A 17,011-nucleotide genomic window follows, 5' to 3' on the forward strand; every position below is an offset into this window, starting at 1 on the left:
CTGGCATGAAACTCAAGAAATATGGCTAAATGGTAAAAAAATCATGGCTCAATGGGGGATGCAGCGATATTCCACACTGAGTCATGATTAGTAAAGCGTATTGTAATAAACTCTGTTTACTTAAATACCTGGTCAATTCCCGAAAATCCCATAAAGGCCATGGCAATTATACCCGCTGTTATGAGTGCAATGGGTATACCTTTCATAGCTTTGGGTATTTTGGTGATAGCCATCTGTTCCCGGATACTTGAAAATATTATTAATGCCATGGCATAACCAACGGCAGTGGCGACTGCATAGATCACCGATTCCAACAGGCTGTAATCTTTCTGTATAACCAGTATGGCTACGCCCAGAATAACACAGTTTGTAGTTATTAACGGCAGATAAACTCCCAAAGCCTGGTAAAGAGCAGGTGAAATTTTCTTTAGAACAATCTCAACCATCTGTACCAGGGCAGCAATTACAAGGATAAAAGAGATGGTCTGTAAATATTCGAGCCCGGCAGGTTCAAGAATTCCTTTTTGAAGGAGAAATGTTACAAGAGTGGCAATGGTCAGCACAAAAGTAACAGCAAGGCCCATACCTATTGCCGTGTCTACCTTCTTCGACACACCCAGGAATGGGCATATCCCCAAGAACTGGGAAAAGACAACATTGTTTACAAAGATGGCGACTATTATAATTCCAATATATTCCATACTATCAGGTTATTAGTTTGTTTCTTCCTTATGTTGAAGTTTATTGAAGGCGGCGATAAGATATCCCAGCACAATAAAGGCACCCGGTGCAAGTACAAAGATAAGGGAACCGAACTTCTCGGGGTAGATGTTGAGAGAGAAAATCTTTCCGGTACCAAGCAGCTCCCTTAGTGCACCCAATACCGTTAGCGAGAGTGTAAAACCCAATCCCTGCCCCAAGCCATCGAAAACAGAAGGTATAACACCGTTCTTTGATGCGAACGACTCGGCACGGCCAAGAACAATACAGTTTACAACGATAAGTGGTATAAATATGCCAAGGCTGTCGGCCAATGCAGGGACATAGGCATTCATTAGCATCTCTATGATGGTTACGAAAGTGGCTATAACCACAATAAAGGCGGGAATACGCACCATATCGGGAATCAGGTTTTTTAGCATCGATATGACAGCGTTTGAGCATATCAGTACAAACATCGTTGCCAGACCCATGCTCATTCCGTTTATGGCGGAGCTTGTGGTTGCCAGCGTGGGGCACATCCCCAGCAGCAATACAAACGTGGGGTTTTCCTTAATAATTCCGTTGAAAAGTACTTTTATCTGCTTATTCATTGTTCGCGCCTCCCTCCTCTGAGTTTTCCTTTTTATTATCGGCGGCTGCCTCGGTGGCACCCGACATTGCATCTTCCTTACTTCCCTTGTATGCCGAATAGGCCCTGTTTACTGCTTCTATAAACGCCCTTGAGGTGATGGTAGATGCCGTGATGGCATCCACATTGCCACCGTCTTTTGTCACGGCCAGCAGTCCCTGTGACAGATCACGGCCCAGTATGGACTGTGACGGTTTGGTGATATCTTTGAACCAGTCCGACATCTTCGATCCCAGTCCCGGTGTCTCTGCATGCTGCAGTACCGAGTAGTTCACAATTTTGTTATCCATATCGAACCCAACCATGATCTGGATGTTTCCGCCGAAACCGTTGTTGGAAAAGGTGTTCAAAGCGTAACCAACAATCTCTTCGCCCCGCTTTGCCGGATACACAATAAGAGAGTCGCCCAGGCCGTCAGCCATCAGATAAGCCTCAGCTACAGGATCGTTGTCGAACTCCGGTACTACCTCGCTGATTGCGTTTTGAAGCTTCATAGCTTTTGCTTCGGCAATAGGTTTCGCGGTCATCTTGTTCACTTGCGCCAGCAGCACGGCTACCGTGAGGCATATAATTGAGAGCGAAAGGAACATATTTTTGAATGTTGATTGTAATTTAGCCATGTTTTACTGCCTCCCCGAATCGTTTTGGTGTTGTGTAGTTATTGATGAGCGGAGTAAAGGCATTCATCAGCAGTATTGCAAATGAGACTCCTTCGGGATAGGCGCCCCAAAGACGTATCACTACTGTTATTACTCCTATGCCGGCTCCGTATATGAGCATACCTCTTTTAGTCATTGGTGACGTCACGTAGTCGGTGGCCATGAAAATTGCACCCAGCATCAGTCCCCCCGAAAATAGATGTATAAGCGGATTGTACATGGGTATGGGATTGAAAATATATAGAATGCCTGTAAAAATTGCAACTACAGCCATAATTGATATGGGAATATGCCAGGTGATTATTTTTTTACATAGAAGATAAATGAGGCCGATAAGCAGAGCTACTGCACTCATCTCTCCAAGCGAACCTGATTCTATGCCCAGGAACATTTCCATAATCGTTGGCAACGATTCGGGAGAGTGTTTTAATACTCCCAGCACAGTTGCCGAACTTACTGCATCAACGGATGTGGCTGTCACGGGAGATGGCCATGTGGTCATCTGAGCAGGAAATGATATCAGAAGAAAGATACGTCCTGCAATTGCCGGATTGAAGATGTTGTTGCCCAACCCGCCAAACGATAATTTAACCACACCAATGGCGAAAAGGCATCCAAGAGCAAGAATCCATACCGGAAGGTTAGATGGCACGTTAAATGCCAGCAGTACTCCGGTGATAATTGCCGAGCCGTCGAAAATAGATGGCTCTTTCTTCATTATAAACCTGACAATGAGATATTCAAACCCCATGCAAAACAGTACCGAACAGGCTGTGATAATTAGCGCATCCAACCGGAAGAAATAAAGCGCAACAATGAACGCCGGTATAAGGGCGATGAGCACGCCATACATGTTTTTTTGAATATTGTCTCCGCTATGTACGTGTGGCGATGGTGAGACAACCAATTTATTTTCCATATTATAAATCTTTCTCTTTGCGTTATTTTTTTCTTGCTCTGATTATCCCGTTTACCTTTCCTTTTCCCAACCGGATGTAATCCAGCAATGGCCGGTCGGCGGGACAGGTGTAGCTGCATGAACCGCATTCAATACAATCTGTAATGCTGTTTTTTTCCGCTCTGTCCCAAATTTCGTATTCGGTCAGATTCATCAGCAGAGAAGGATTTAATCCCATAGGGCATACGTTGACACATTTTGCGCAGCGGATGCAATCTTTCATCGATTTTCGCTTCGCTTCCAGTGTTGGTATAATAAGTATTCCTGAAGTCCCTTTTGTAACGGGAATGTCGGTGCTGGCCAGAGCTTTTCCCATCATTGGGCCGCCGCTGACGACCTTTCCGGTAGATTCGGGCAATCCTCCTGCAGCATCAATAAGAACACTCACCGGAATGCCCAGTCGTGAAAGAACATTGCAGGGATTTTTCATATTTTTGCCGGTCACCGTTACAACACGCTCTATTAGTGGTTTGTTTTTCTGAACAGCTTCGTATATGGCGAACATTGTACCCACGTTTTGCACAATAGCGCCAACAGATACGGGTAGTGCGCCGCTCGGAACCTGCCGTTTTAACAAAGCATCGATAAGTTGTTTCTCGCCTCCCTGAGGGTATTGAACCTTCAACGCTACTACTTCTATGTTGGAATATGCTTTAGCCGCCTGAGTAAATTTCTCAATGGCATCTCTCTTGTTGTTTTCTATGCCGATAATCGCTTTCCTGGTATTTATAGCTTTCATTACAATGGCAATGCTTACCAATATCTCTTCGGTTTTTTCCATCATCAGCTGATGGTCGGAGGTAAGATAAGGCTCGCACTCTACGGCATTAACAATCAATACTTCAGCCTTTGTTCCGGGAGGGGGGGTAAGTTTTACATGCGTGGGGAAGGTGGCGCCCCCCATTCCCACTATACCTGCAGCGGCAATCTTCTCGAGGATCTCTTTAGGTGAAAGAATGCACTCTTTTACCAATGTTTTAGAACGGTCTATCGATTCTTCCCATTCATCGCCTTCCACCTTTATGTAAACGGCATCACGCCTGTATCCGCTCGCATCAAGCGCTTTGTCTATCTTAAGTACTGTTCCGGAAACAGGAGAGTGTATGTTTGCCGATACAAATCCCACGGTTTTACCGATAAGTGTGCCTGTTTTTACAACATCACCTTTCTTGACTATGGGCTGGCAGGGTGCACCAATGTGTTGCGACAGCGGGACAATCACCTGATCGGGGATGGCAATGGGCTGTATTGCTTTTCCGGCGGATATTTTGTACTCTTTTGGGTGAATACCGCCAATTCTGAATGTTTTTAACATATAATATTTATCTTATACGGTTACAGTGGCCTCCTCCTCCTTGGGTGACTGGGGAGACTCTTTCCGGGGAGGAAAATTTAATTCCAAAATTGAGTTGGTGGGGCATACCGAAACACATTTGCGGCATAGACGGCATTTGTCATCGTTAATGAAAGCCAGGTTGTTTTCGATTGTAATTGCATCATGTGGGCATGCCTGCTGACATTTGCTACACCCGATGCATGCCACGCTGCACGATTTTTTTGCAACGCCACCTTTTTCCTTGTTGACACAGCTTACGTATATCCGGCGCGATTTTGGGCCCTGCTTGCGCAGTTCGATGATATCCTTGGGACATGCCTTTACGCAGGCACCGCATGCTGTACATTTGTCCTCATCAACTTCCGGGAGCATTGTCACAGGGTTTAAGTGGATGGCATCGAAGGTGCAGGAGTCTACACAGTCGCCAAGCCCCAGGCAACCAAAAGAACAGCCAGTGTCGCCACCATAGAGCGCCGAAGCAATTGCGCAACTGGAAACTCCATCGTAAAGGTTGGTGCGAGGCCTGTTTTCGCATGTTCCGTTACAACGGACCACTGCAATTTTCTTTACCGAAACAGGTGCCTTTTGCCCAAGTATGGAAGCTACCTCGCCCATAGTTTTCTGTCCCCCTACCGGGCAGAACAGCCCGTCGAGCGTTTCTGCTTTCACGCATGCTGATGCAAAAGAGGCGCATCCGGGGAAACCACAACCTCCGCAGTTGGCTGCTGGCAATGCATCCTGGACCTCCTGGATACGGGGATCTTCTTCCACTTTGAATTTTTGACCCACTAAATACAAGATAGCTGCGCTTCCGGCTCCAATAACACCTAATGTTGCAACAGCAGTAAGTAATACACTCATGTTTAACTAAAGTTTGTTCCTACGTTTGAAATTTTATTTATAGGCCGAAATAGACTATTTCTCAAAACAACATAATCCGAGTAGATTTGTCTTCTTTTTGTTTTGTTAGATGAAATAGTTGTTGATTAATCTGTTTTTTTTATCGTAAATTTAAAAGAGTCTGCCATTTTGTTTCTTAACATGTACAGTGCTATGTAATAGGGAACTAAAGCGAGTATGGAGCTTATAGCTGCCTCCGTATCGCTGAAATTCCATACCGATATGGTAAAGACAAGCATTGTGACAAGGACAACAAGGGGGAGTAGGAATGCCCATAAAACAGCTTTATATCCCATGGAAACCTTCCCTTGAATAATCACCCGCTCATTCTCCCGGAAACTTCCGGTATAATCAAAAACATCTATCAGTTTTTCTTTTGAATCGGCTGCCATACATGCACCTTTGGCGTGGCACGCATTACAGGCCGACTGTTGCAATATACGAACTGATATATGATTGCCGATGATCTTATCAATTATTCCCTCGTGCTCGATCATGAAACAATGGTAAAATGAGTCTTCTTCTTGAATTCAATCCGTGTGCAAAGTTACGGATTATTTTTGTTAATAGTAAAAGTTTTTTGAACTTACTCAACTGTTATGATGTTGGTAAATGATAAATGCTTTAGATGAAATAAGTTTATCAACTTCATCCGAACATTTATTGAAGTATATTTGTTGAAAAGTCTATCACAGAATATTTCATTCACAACATATATAATACTCATCAACTATAATACTCATCAACAGTATGATTTTCGATATCGATATGATTCGTGAGGTTTATGAAGATCTCCCAGCAAAAATTAAACAGGTAAAAGAGATTTTACAACGTCCTTTGACTTATACTGAAAAAATTCTTTTTTCCCATCTCTCGCCAGGTGTTCAGGTTAAAAATTACAAGCGTGCCACCGACTATGTAGATTTTGCACCCGATCGTGTGGCCATGCAGGATGCTACCGCACAGATGGCCCTTCTGCAACTGATGAACTCCGGTCGTACAAGCGTGGCTGTACCTTCCACAGTGCACTGTGATCATCTGATCCAGGCATATCAGAATGCCACAACAGATCTGGAGACTGCAAAAGTTACCAATAAAGAGGTATATGAATTTCTGAAGGATGTTTCCAATAAATACGGCATCGGATTCTGGAAACCAGGTGCAGGCATTATACATCAGGTAGTCTTTGAAAACTATGCTTTTCCCGGCGGGATGATGATTGGTACCGACTCTCATACGCCCAATGCCGGTGGCCTGGGCATGATTGCAATTGGTGTTGGTGGTGCCGATGCCGTGGATGTTATGGCCGGACTGCCATGGGAGCTGAAAATGCCAAAGCTTATCGGGGTAAAACTTACCGGAAAGCTGTCGGGATGGAGCGCCCCAAAGGATGTTATCCTGAAACTGGCCGGTATCCTTACTGTTAAAGGTGGTACAAACGCCGTTATTGAATATTTCGGCGAAGGGGCTGAGACACTCCCGGCAACAGGAAAAGGCACTATTTGCAACATGGGTGCCGAAGTGGGGGCTACTACTTCAATCTTCCCTTTCGATGAAAAATCTGCGATATACCTTGAGAGTACCGGCAGAAAGGATTTGGCCGATGCTGCACGCGGGCTGATGGAATATCTGCAGCCTGATCCCGAAGTTGTAGCTAATCCCGAAAAATATTATGATCAGCTTATCAAAATAGATCTCTCTGAGTTAGAGCCACATATTAACGGGCCTTTTACGCCTGATGCAGCTTATACTATTTCTGAATTCGGCGATGCGGTAAGGACGAATAACTATCCCCGGAGAATGGAGGTGGGATTGATAGGGTCATGCACAAATTCATCGTACGAAGATCTTACACGGGCAGCCTCCATAGTGAACCAGGCACGTGAAGATGGTGTGCCGGTGAAAGCGCGTTTTCTGATCAATCCCGGTTCGGAGCAGATTCGTTATACAGCCGAACGCGACGGTATTCTAAAGATATTTGAGGATGCGGGAGCTACTGTTATTGCCAATGCTTGTGGCCCCTGTATTGGCCAGTGGAAACGTGACGATGTAGCCGATAACCGTGTGAACTCAATAGTTACATCTTTCAACCGAAATTTTGCCAGGCGCAACGATGGAAATCCCAACACACATGCTTTTGTTGCATCCCCTGAGCTGGTGGCAGCTCTTACTATTGCCGGCGACCTCTGCTTTAACCCTTTGACCGATACTCTCACCAACGAAAAGGGAGAACAGGTAAAGCTCTCCGAACCTGTCGGTATTGAGCTCCCTCCCCGAGGTTACGAAGTGAAGGATACAGGCTACGTGGCACCATTGGGTGAAGGGAAGAGTGTTGTGATTACCATCGATCCAGATTCGAAAAGGCTCCAAAAACTGGAACCATTCTCCGTATGGGACGGAGAGGACTATACTGAACTGTCCCTTCTTATCAAAGTAAAAGGAAAATGTACAACCGACCATATATCAATGGCGGGGCCATGGCTCCGTTTCCGTGGGCACCTTGATAATATATCCGACAATATGCTCATTGGTGCGGTAAATGCTTTCAACGACAGAACAAATGCCGTACTCAATCCTGAGACACTTGAATATACTCCAGTACCTAAGCTGGCACGCATGTTTAAGTCGAAGAGCCTGGGCTCTATAGTAGTTGCAGAGGAGAATTACGGCGAAGGGTCGAGCAGGGAGCATGCCGCCATGGAACCGCGTCATCTGAATGTGAAAGTGATTTTGGTTAAATCTTTCGCCCGGATTCATGAAACTAACCTGAAAAAACAGGGAATGCTGGCACTTACATTTGTAAATAAGGATGATTATATAAAGGTGCAGGAGAGAGACAAAATAAGTGTTAAGGGATTGAAAGAGTTTGCTCCTGGCAAAAATATGATGATAGAGTTGCTGCATGCAGATGGGACAAAAGACAACTTTGAAGCATCACATACATATAATAAGCAGCAGATTGAGTGGTTTAAAGCCGGAAGCGCATTAAATGCAATGAGAAGGAATAACAACCTTGAGATATGATGGAAGAGATAAAGTTAGATTTTAATAGTAAAGAGAATGGATTAAATAAAAAACTGACAAATTAACAAATAGAATTTTCAAAAATGACAAACGAGCTATTAACCAAAACTTTATCAGATTCCATTGCTTTTACAAGCAATATTGATAAAGAACTTTTCACCAAGATGGGTGTGAAAAGAGGGCTTCGTAATGAGGACCATTCCGGTGTACTTGCAGGGCTTACCCGTATTGGTGACGTGGTGGGCTATGAGCGTCTGGAAGATGGTACCCTGAAGCCAGTTCCCGGAAAACTGTTTTACCGGGGCATGGATGTGGAAGAGCTGGTAAAGGGTATTCAGTTAGAAAACAGGTTGGGTTTTGAAGAAACAGCTTTTCTTCTGCTTTCGGGCAGGTTGCCAAACAGAGAGGAGCTGGAAGCAGCAAACAGTTTAATTGCTCAAACGATGCCTCTTAATCACACGGCTACCATGAATATCCTTTCATTAAAAGGGAAGAATATTATGAATATTCTGGCACGAAGTGTTCTTGAGCTGTACGCATATGATGAAAATCCTGATGATATCTCTCCCGATAACCTTATCAGGCAGTCTGTAAATCTTATTGCTAAGTTTCCAACAATAATTGCTTATGCCTATCAGGTTCTCCGGCATGACCGTATGGGGCGCTCGTTGCATATTCGTCACCCTTACGAGGATCGCTCGGTTGCAGAGAACTTCCTATTTATGATGAAAGGGCGCAATAATTATACCGAACTTGATATAAAGATCCTTGATCTGGCGCTGATACTTCATGCAGAACATGGCGGAGGTAATAACTCCACCTTTTCCGTCCGGGTAACCAGTTCAACCGAAACCGATACCTATTCAGCTATTGCGGCAGGTATAGGTTCATTGAAAGGTCCGCTACATGGAGGTGCAAACATTATGGTTCAGGGGATGCTTGAAGATATGAAGAGAAGTGTAAAAGACTGGAAAAATGTGAATCAGGTGGACGATTACCTTAACAAAATTCTCAGAAAAGAGGCATATGACCGTTCGGGGCTGATTTATGGAATTGGCCATGCAGTATATACTATCAGTGATCCACGTGCAGTAATTCTTAAAAAAATGGCTCGTGAACTGGCTAAAGAGAAGGGGAGGGAAGAGGAATTCGAATTTATGGAACTTATTGAAGAACGTGCCATTAAGGTGTTTTTAGATGCCAAAAAGCTCACAGCCAAAGCGAATACCTGCATCAACGTAGATTTCTATTCAGGCTTTGTGTATGATGCTATAGGATTGCCGTTTGAAGTGTTTACGCCTCTATTTGCCATGGCCCGCATAGTTGGGTGGTCTGCCCATCGTATCGAGGAGTTGAATTTCGCCAGTAAACGCCTGATACGCCCTGCATATAAAAATGTGCGGGAGAAACAGTCCTTTGTACCGATGAATGAAAGATAATAAAATGCAAAAGATTAAAGTAAAGAATCCAATTGTAGAGCTTGATGGTGATGAGATGACTCGCATCATCTGGTCGTTTATAAAAGAACAGTTGATTTTGCCATATATCGACCTGGATATAAGGTATTACGACCTGAGCATACAGAATCGTGATGCAACCGGTGACCTGGTAACGATAGAGGCAGCGGAAGCTATCAAAAAGTATAATGTGGGAATTAAATGTGCTACCATCACACCCGATGAAGCACGAGTAAAGGAGTTTGGCCTGAAGAAGATGTGGAAATCGCCCAACGGGACAATCCGGAATATTGTAGGTGGAACGGTTTTTCGAGAGCCAATTATCTGTAAAAATATTCCGCGATATGTGCCCGGGTGGACAGAACCGATTATCATAGGGCGTCACGCCTTTGGAGATCAGTACCGTGCTACGGATACCGTCATTAAAGGTAAGGGTACGTTGCGAATGACTTTTACCGGCGAAAATGGAGAAACGCAAAGCTGGGAGGTATATAATTTCAGCGGCGACGGGGTGGCAATGGCCATGTATAACACCGATGAATCGATCTACGGGTTTGCCCGTTCATCATTCCGGATGGCACTTGCCAGAAATTATCCGCTCTACATGTCCACTAAAAACACTATTCTGAAAGCGTATGACGGGCGTTTCAAAGATATTTTTCAGGAAGTGTTTGAGAATGAATTCAGGGAAGAGTTTAAGAAAGCTGGTATCACTTATGAGCACCGGCTTATAGATGATATGGTGGCATCGGCAATGAAGTGGAGTGGCGGCTTTGTGTGGGCATGCAAGAATTACGACGGTGATGTTCAGTCCGATACGGTTGCCCAGGGATTCGGTTCACTGGGGATGATGTCGTCGGTGCTTATTACTCCAGACGGAAAAACCATTGAAGCTGAAGCGGCTCACGGGACCGTAACAAGGCACTATCGACAGCATCAGCAGGGGAAAGAGACGAGCACCAACCCGATAGCATCAATATTTGCGTGGACGCGGGGATTGGCGCACCGGGGCAAGCTTGATGGCAACCAGCTGTTGACTGGCTTCTGTAATAAACTTGAGAAGGTGTGCATAGAGACCATTGAAGCAGGAGAGATGACAAAAGATCTGGCGCTACTGGCCTATGGCAGCGATGCTTCGCGTGATACCTGGCTGACAACCCAGGAGTTTTTGAAAGCACTGAAACGGAATCTGGAGTTAAAGCTTGTAGAGAAGGATTAAAAAGAGAACAGTAATCCGGATGGTACTATGTAAAAAATATGGGCAGTCCAAAAAGGGCTGCCCTTAACAGTAGTATGTGAATGGCCTCAAAAATTGGTTTGAGGATTACTCTTCTTTTTCCTGAGCTTCATATTCCTTCAAGAGTTTGTCCTGAATGTCGGACGGTACAAGCTCGTAGTTGGAAAATTTCATTGAGAAAGAGGCCCTCCCCCCGGTAATAGAGCTTAAGGATGTGGAATAGGTGCTCATCTCCTTAAGGGGTACTTTTGCTTTAAGCTTTTCAAAACCTTTCTCACTTTCCATACCCATGATCATGGCGCGACGTCCCTGAAGGTCGCTCATCACATCACCCATATATTCACCCGGTACGGAAACCGACACATCATAAATTGGCTCAAGAATCTTTGGGCCTGCATTTTTAAATGCTGTACTGAATGCATTTCGCCCTGCAAGCATAAATGAGATTTCATTGGAGTCGACAGGGTGCATCTTTCCGTCGTACACAATCACACGTACGTCGCGGGCGTAAGACCCTGTGAGCGGGCCCTGTTCCATACGTCCCATTATTCCTTTAAGTATTGCAGGCAAGAAGCGGGAATCTATGGCGCCACCCACAATGCTGTTCACGAAGACCAGTTTCCCGCCCCAGTCGAGTTCTATTACCTGGGTGTCACGATTCTGCACCTTGTACTCCTGTCCGTTAAACCTATATACCTCAGGCATGGGCATTCCTTCTGAATAAGGCTCTACAATAAGGTGAACCTCTCCGAACTGGCCGGCTCCACCCGACTGCTTTTTGTGACGGTAGTCAGCTCGTGCAGCCTTTGTAATGGTTTCGCGGTAAGGAATCTTCGGTTCCATGAATTCCACTTCAATCTTATCGTTGTTTTCAAGTCTCCATTTCAAGGTTCTAAGATGAAATTCACCTTGTCCGGAAACAATTATCTGTTTCAACTCTTTGGAGTTCTCAACCAGCCAGGTTGGATCTTCTTCCTTCATGCGGGTGAGTGCCTCGCTGAGTTTTTCGGTGTTCGATTCATTTACTGCCTTTATAGCTCTGCGATAACGAGGTTCGGGGTATTTGATAAAATTGAATCTGTTTTCCGTGCCCTTTGCATTAAGCGTATTGCCTGTACGGACATCTTTTAGCTTGACTGCTGCACCAATGCTGCCAGCCTGCAACTCTTCCACTTTGGTGCGGATCTGTCCCGCAACTGTGTAAATTTGAGCCAAGCGCTCTTTAGAGCCGCGGTCTGCATTTGTTAGATCGTCACCCTCTTTCACTGACCCGGACATTACTTTAAAATAGGATACCTCTCCAATATGCGGCTCAACAGTTGTCTTAAAGAAGAAGAGGCTCTCGGATGCCGATGCATCGGGTTTTACCTCATCTCCTTCGCTGTTAACTGGTGCTGGTACGTCGGCTGGCGAAGGAGCAACCATATTAAGGAAGTTCATGATGCGATGTACAGCCATGTTTTTTTCGGCGGATGCACAGAACAGAGGGAAGAGTGAGTGGCTGAGCATGCCTTTCTGAATGCCGTCGCGCATCTCCTCTTCAGTTAGTGTGCCCTGGTCGAAGTATTTTTCCATAAGCCCTTCATCATTTTCAGCTGCAGCCTCAAGCAAAGCCTGATAATATTCGTCGGCTTTTTTCTTTTCACTTTCGGGGATATCAAGCACTTCAGGAGCTGTAGCTCCGGGTTCCCATTTATATAGTTTCTGTTTCAGTACATCCACAATCCCGTTGAAAGTATTGCCGCTGCCAACAGGATACTGTACAGGTACTATCTTGCTGCCGTACAGATCTTTTAAACTTGAAAGGGTATTATCATAATCGGCCTTTTCATGATCCATCTGATTAACTAACAACACGATTGGCTTTCTTAATTCGTCAACATAGCGGAACTGATTGATGGTACCCACCTCTACACCGCTGGTTGCGTCAATAAGCATAAGCGCCATATCGGTTACATTGAGTGCGGAAACAACTCCTCCTACAAAATCATCTGAGCCGGGACAGTCGATGAAATTCATCATCTTATCTTTCCATTCGTATGAAAGCAGAGTGGAGAAAACCGAGTACCCATAATCTTTTTCCACAGGGAAATAGTCGCTCACGGTGTTTTTTCCATCAATGGTGCCGCGTCGTTTTATAAGACCACACTCGAAGAGCATGGCTTCTGCGAGAGTGGTCTTACCCGAGCCTGAATTGCCAATAAGGGCAATGTTTTTAATTTCGTTAGTCTTGTAAACTTTCATGATAAGAAAATATTAATATAAATAGTTATTTTCGTATGAAAAAAGACTTTGCGATCCTACATTGGGCCGCAAAGTCGTGCTTTTGTCAATTGCGCTGCAATTTATAAAAAACGTATGATAAAGAAAAATGTTGCGATTATGTTATAAAACATATATTTTTAATATACCTTTTGATGCTTGAAAAACAGTTGATTATTTTTTAAAATAGGGATAGACAGCCTGGCAAAATTCAGGTTGTTATTGGGGATTAAAGAACGTAAAGACAGTTTAAAAAATATTTAATTTGCACAATATGTTGTTTCCCGTGCAAAAAGCAGAATATTTTTTGTACTTTTGATCTTCAGAAATTGCACTCTCGTGTTAAAATTACCCTATTTCTTTCAATTAGTTTTTTTTAGGGTTATCATCATTTAAACTGGAAAACAGATATATATGGAAAATTTAAACTCGGCATTAGGCCTTTTAGTCGTGGGAATGGTTACTGTTTTAATTATACTTAGCCTGGTGGTTGTAATAGGCAATTTGGTAATTATGCTCACCAACCGGTTTATCACGGTGTCAGACAACAACGCAGATGGGAAGAGTGCCGGTAAGAAAGCTCATTCCAAAAAGTTAGCCGCGATTGTTGCTGCTGTGGATGTGGTGACAAAGGGTAAGGGAAAAGTTGATTCAATAGAAAAAAAATAAATCTAAAATATATTATACATGAGAAAAGAGATTAAATTCAGTCTTTTGTACAGAGACATGTGGCAATCTTCAGGTAAGTATGTACCCACGGTGGAACAGCTTACAGAGGTTGCTCCCGCAATAATAGATATGGGTTGCTTTGCACGGGTTGAGACAAACGGTGGTGGGTTTGAACAGATAAACCTGCTGTTTGGTGAAAATCCTAACAAGGCTGTCCGGGAGTGGACGCAACCCTTTAACGATGCGGGTATTCAGACACATATGCTTGAAAGGGGACTGAATGGTATTCGTATGAACCCGGTACCTGCCGATGTTCGCAGGATGATGTTCAAGGTGAAGAAAAAACAGGGTACCGATATAGCACGTTCGTTTGACGGGTTGAATGATCCGCGTAACCTTGAGAACTCAATTAAATTTGCCAAAGAGGCGGGAATGATTTCACAGGCTGCACTCAGCCTTACCGTATCGCCTGTTCACACAGTTGATTATTACACAAACCTGGCAGATACACTTGTAGAAATGGGTGCAGATGAGATCTGTATCAAGGACATGGCGGGTATAGGCCGTCCGGCAACTATTGGCAAGATCATAAAAAATATCAAGAAAAGACATTCCGCTATTCCTATTCAATACCATGGTCATGCAGGCCCGGGTTTTCAGATGGCTTCAATTCTGGAGTCGGCTTATGCAGGTGCAGAGTATATAGATGTGGCCATGGAGCCTTTGTCTTGGGGTACGGGACATGCCGATCTGCTGGCTGTACAGGCAATGCTGAAGGATGCAGGTTTCAACGTGCCGGAAATCAACATGAAAGCTTATATGAAAGTACGATCGCTCACTCAAAAATATATCGATGATTTCCTTGGATATTATATTAATCCGAAAAACAGGTTGATGAACTCTTTGCTTATAGGCCCGGGGTTACCAGGCGGAATGATGGGAAGCCTTATGTCAGACCTGGAAAACAACCTGGCTTCACTGAACAGATGGAAAGCCAAAAACGGACAACCTGAACTTACACAGGACGACCTACTGGTCAAGCTCTTTGAAGAGGTGACATATGTATGGCCCAAGGTTGGTTATCCCCCTTTGGTTACACCTTTCAGCCAGTATGTCAAGAACCTGGCGCTTATGAACGTTCTGCAACTTGAGAAAGGGAAAGAGCGCTGGTCGATGATTGCAGACAATATATGGGACATGATTTTAGGAAAGTCGGGTAAGCTTACCGGCGAATTGGCTCCCGAGATAACGGAGATGGCAAAACAGCAAGGTTTTGAGTTTTATTCAGGCAATCCTCAGGAGCTCTATCCCGATCAGCTGGATGAGTTCCGCGCAGAGATGAAGAAAAATAATTGGGAGTTGGGCCGGGACGAAGAAGAGTTGTTTGAGCTGGCTATGCATCCCGAACAATACAGAGCCTACAAATCGGGTGAGGCAAAGAGATCTTTTGAAGCTGATCTGGCAAAAAGAAAAGCAGAAAAAGAGTCATCGTTAAACCAGGTTCCGCAGTCAATTACGGAAGCAGCCAATGGAAGCGGTTTCCAGCCAAGAACCCTTGTAATAAACATTGATGATGAAGAGTATGTTGTTAATATCTCCTATCCTGAATCTACCAATGGTATGTCTCAGCCGCAGCCTTCAAACGCAGCAACTCCTGCAAAGCAGGCCCCCGCTGTTGATGTTGCGCTCGCAACGGGCAAGCTAAAAGAGGTGCTTTCACCGCTTGAAGGCAAATTCTTCCTGACGAAAGACTCTTCTGAAACTGCACTTAAGGTGGGTGATAGTGTTAAGGCTGGTGATATTATCGGTTATATTGAATCGATGAAAACCTATAATGCCGTTGCTTCTGAAGAGAATGGTAAGGTGACGGAGATATGTTTTGCCAATGGCGATTCAGTAGATGAAGATGATGTACTCATTAAAATACAGTAGGCGATGAGTGAAATTTTTTCAAGTTTGACAGAAATGACGGGATTCGGTGTCCTTGGATGGGAAACGGTCCTTATGTGGATAATCTCATTTGTTTTATTATATCTTGGAATCTTTAAACAGTATGAGCCCCTACTGCTTGTACCGATTGGATTTGGCGTACTGCTGGCCAACTTGCCGGGAGCCGGGCTTGGTATAGTAGATACAGCCTTAGTTCATAATGCCGACGGCAGTTACATGAATTTGTTGGAAATTGCTGAAAAGTATGGAATAATGAATTATCTCTACTATGGACTTATTAAAACCGGCCTGCTTCCGCCCATTATCTTTATGGGGGTGGGGGCACTGACCGACTTTGGCCCGATGTTGAGAAACCTGAAGCTCGCCTTTTTCGGAGGGGCTGCACAGATTGGCATCTTCACCGTACTTTTAGCTGCTGTCATGATAGGATTTTCATTGCCTGAGGCTGCATCGCTGGGAATTATCGGGGGAGCCGACGGGCCTACGGCTATCTATACTACCATTAAGCTGGCACCCCACCTTCTCGGGCCTATTGCTATTGCTGCCTACTCCTATATGGCGCTGGTACCTGTAATAATTCCTGCGGTTGCAAAGTTGCTGATGACAGAGAGTGAGTTTAAGATTCACATGAAGAAGATGGATAAAAAATATCCGCCAAAGCACGAGATCAAGCATCTGAAAACGGTAAAGATTATTTTTCCCATAGTGCTTGGCCTTGCAGTTTCGGTTATTGTACCTTCTGCGGCTCCGTTGTTGGGAATGCTACTGTTCGGTAACCTGGTTAAAGAGATCGGTACCAATACCGGCAGGCTTGCTGAAGCAGCCTCCGGGCCTATCATGAATACGGCTACCATTTTTCTCGGGCTTACGGTTGGCGCAACCATGACAGCCGAAGTGTTCCTCAATCCACAGACACTGGGTATTATTGTCGGCGGTTTCCTTGCATTTGCTATCTCAGTGGCCGGTGGAATTCTGGGAGTGAAGGTCTATAACAAGTTCTCGAAAAAGAAGATCAATCCTCTGGTAGGCGCTACCGGGCTGAGTGCCGTGCCAATGGCTTCGCGTGTAGCCAATGAGGTAGCGTTGAAATATGACAAATCGAACCACATACTGCAGTACTGCATGTCAAGTAACGTGTCAGGTGTGATAGGGTCGGCTGTGGCTGCGGGTGTGCTTATTTCTTTCTTAGGTTGATTTAGACTAAACCG

At 44.6% G+C, this 17,011-nt stretch carries 14 protein-coding genes; 6 read left to right on the top strand and 8 right to left on the bottom strand.

Going from position 1 to position 17,011, the window contains the following annotated elements:
* Nucleotides 1–116: 116 nt before the first annotated feature.
* The 7 genes from rsxA to KDN43_RS08180 all read right to left on the bottom strand — a co-directional run bounded on the left by rsxA (nt 117) and on the right by KDN43_RS08180 (nt 5,701).
* Nucleotides 117–701, bottom strand: coding sequence for an electron transport complex subunit RsxA (gene rsxA / locus KDN43_RS08150; protein WP_238841476.1), 585 nt, complete (start codon nt 699–701; stop codon nt 117–119).
* Between the two features lie 12 nt (nt 702–713).
* Nucleotides 714–1,313 (bottom strand): RnfABCDGE type electron transport complex subunit E, encoded by a 600-nt coding sequence (locus KDN43_RS08155; protein ID WP_238841477.1) that lies wholly within the window; start codon nt 1,311–1,313, stop codon nt 714–716.
* Nucleotides 1,306–1,971: an RnfABCDGE type electron transport complex subunit G gene (locus KDN43_RS08160; RefSeq protein WP_238841478.1), complete on the bottom strand. Its 666-nt coding sequence runs from the start codon at nt 1,969–1,971 to the stop codon at nt 1,306–1,308. The genes KDN43_RS08155 and KDN43_RS08160 overlap by 8 nt, the downstream gene beginning before the upstream one ends.
* Nucleotides 1,964–2,929, bottom strand: a complete 966-nt coding sequence (locus KDN43_RS08165; RefSeq protein WP_238841479.1) for an RnfABCDGE type electron transport complex subunit D — start codon at nt 2,927–2,929, stop codon at nt 1,964–1,966. Before KDN43_RS08165 ends, KDN43_RS08160 begins: the two co-directional genes overlap by 8 nt.
* A 22-nt stretch (nt 2,930–2,951) precedes the next feature.
* The gene (gene rsxC / locus KDN43_RS08170; protein WP_238841480.1) at nt 2,952–4,283 is read right to left on the bottom strand and encodes an electron transport complex subunit RsxC; all 1,332 of its coding nucleotides are present in this window, start codon (nt 4,281–4,283) and stop codon (nt 2,952–2,954) included.
* A 12-nt stretch (nt 4,284–4,295) separates the two neighbouring features.
* A complete protein-coding gene (locus KDN43_RS08175) occupies nt 4,296–5,165 on the bottom strand; it encodes a Fe-S cluster domain-containing protein (RefSeq protein ID WP_238841481.1) in 870 nt (289 codons plus the stop codon).
* A 125-nt stretch (nt 5,166–5,290) separates the two neighbouring features.
* Nucleotides 5,291–5,701: a SoxR reducing system RseC family protein gene (locus tag KDN43_RS08180; protein ID WP_238841482.1), complete on the bottom strand. Its 411-nt coding sequence runs from the start codon at nt 5,699–5,701 to the stop codon at nt 5,291–5,293.
* Between the two features lie 253 nt (nt 5,702–5,954).
* Between KDN43_RS08180 and KDN43_RS08185 the strand changes: the two genes are divergently transcribed.
* The 3 genes from KDN43_RS08185 (at nt 5,955) to KDN43_RS08195 (ending at nt 10,904) form a co-directional block, all read left to right on the top strand.
* On the top strand, nt 5,955–8,228 hold the full coding sequence (locus KDN43_RS08185; RefSeq protein WP_238841483.1) for an aconitate hydratase: 2,274 nt from the start codon (nt 5,955–5,957) through the stop codon (nt 8,226–8,228).
* 83 nt (nt 8,229–8,311) lie between these two features.
* Entirely contained in the window at nt 8,312–9,667 is a 1,356-nt protein-coding gene (locus tag KDN43_RS08190; protein WP_238841484.1) for a citrate synthase, read from the top strand.
* Between the two features lie 4 nt (nt 9,668–9,671).
* On the top strand, nt 9,672–10,904 hold the full coding sequence (locus KDN43_RS08195; RefSeq protein ID WP_238841485.1) for an NADP-dependent isocitrate dehydrogenase: 1,233 nt from the start codon (nt 9,672–9,674) through the stop codon (nt 10,902–10,904).
* 105 nt (nt 10,905–11,009) lie between these two features.
* Here the strand turns inward: KDN43_RS08195 and KDN43_RS08200 are convergent, their stop codons facing one another.
* Complete coding sequence (locus tag KDN43_RS08200; RefSeq protein WP_238841486.1) at nt 11,010–13,166, bottom strand: elongation factor G; 2,157 nt, start codon at nt 13,164–13,166, stop codon at nt 11,010–11,012.
* 432 nt (nt 13,167–13,598) lie between these two features.
* Here KDN43_RS08200 and KDN43_RS08205 point away from each other — a divergent pair, with 432 nt between their 5' ends.
* The 3 genes from KDN43_RS08205 to KDN43_RS08215 are packed head-to-tail and all read left to right on the top strand — an operon-like array spanning nt 13,599 to nt 16,997.
* The gene (locus tag KDN43_RS08205) at nt 13,599–13,853 is read left to right on the top strand and encodes an OadG family transporter subunit (RefSeq protein ID WP_238841487.1); all 255 of its coding nucleotides are present in this window, start codon (nt 13,599–13,601) and stop codon (nt 13,851–13,853) included.
* Nucleotides 13,854–13,871: 18 nt separating this feature from the next.
* Nucleotides 13,872–15,785, top strand: coding sequence for a biotin/lipoyl-containing protein (locus tag KDN43_RS08210; protein ID WP_238841488.1), 1,914 nt, complete (start codon nt 13,872–13,874; stop codon nt 15,783–15,785).
* A gap of 3 nt (nt 15,786–15,788) precedes the next feature.
* Entirely contained in the window at nt 15,789–16,997 is a 1,209-nt protein-coding gene (locus KDN43_RS08215; RefSeq protein ID WP_238841489.1) for a sodium ion-translocating decarboxylase subunit beta, read from the top strand.
* The last annotated feature ends 14 nt before the right edge of the window (nt 16,998–17,011 follow it).

This window comes from Proteiniphilum propionicum, from assembly GCF_022267555.1.
Taxonomy (GTDB): domain Bacteria; phylum Bacteroidota; class Bacteroidia; order Bacteroidales; family Dysgonomonadaceae; genus Proteiniphilum; species Proteiniphilum propionicum.

Excerpts from the sequence above, each read along its gene's own strand:
- KDN43_RS08210 (WP_238841488.1), top strand. The coding sequence starts at position 13,872 with ATGAGAAAAGAGATTAAATTCAGTCTTTTGTACAGAGACATGTGGCAA.
- KDN43_RS08205 (WP_238841487.1), top strand. The coding sequence starts at position 13,599 with ATGGAAAATTTAAACTCGGCATTAGGCCTTTTAGTCGTGGGAATGGTT.
- KDN43_RS08180 (WP_238841482.1), bottom strand. The coding sequence starts at position 5,701 with ATGATCGAGCACGAGGGAATAATTGATAAGATCATCGGCAATCATATA.
- KDN43_RS08160 (WP_238841478.1), bottom strand. The coding sequence starts at position 1,971 with ATGGCTAAATTACAATCAACATTCAAAAATATGTTCCTTTCGCTCTCA.
- KDN43_RS08185 (WP_238841483.1), top strand. The coding sequence starts at position 5,955 with ATGATTTTCGATATCGATATGATTCGTGAGGTTTATGAAGATCTCCCA.
- rsxC (WP_238841480.1), bottom strand. The coding sequence starts at position 4,283 with ATGTTAAAAACATTCAGAATTGGCGGTATTCACCCAAAAGAGTACAAA.
- KDN43_RS08190 (WP_238841484.1), top strand. The coding sequence starts at position 8,312 with ATGACAAACGAGCTATTAACCAAAACTTTATCAGATTCCATTGCTTTT.
- KDN43_RS08175 (WP_238841481.1), bottom strand. The coding sequence starts at position 5,165 with ATGAGTGTATTACTTACTGCTGTTGCAACATTAGGTGTTATTGGAGCC.
- KDN43_RS08165 (WP_238841479.1), bottom strand. The coding sequence starts at position 2,929 with ATGGAAAATAAATTGGTTGTCTCACCATCGCCACACGTACATAGCGGA.
- rsxA (WP_238841476.1), bottom strand. The coding sequence starts at position 701 with ATGGAATATATTGGAATTATAATAGTCGCCATCTTTGTAAACAATGTT.
- KDN43_RS08155 (WP_238841477.1), bottom strand. The coding sequence starts at position 1,313 with ATGAATAAGCAGATAAAAGTACTTTTCAACGGAATTATTAAGGAAAAC.
- KDN43_RS08215 (WP_238841489.1), top strand. The coding sequence starts at position 15,789 with ATGAGTGAAATTTTTTCAAGTTTGACAGAAATGACGGGATTCGGTGTC.
- KDN43_RS08200 (WP_238841486.1), bottom strand. The coding sequence starts at position 13,166 with ATGAAAGTTTACAAGACTAACGAAATTAAAAACATTGCCCTTATTGGC.
- KDN43_RS08195 (WP_238841485.1), top strand. The coding sequence starts at position 9,672 with ATGCAAAAGATTAAAGTAAAGAATCCAATTGTAGAGCTTGATGGTGAT.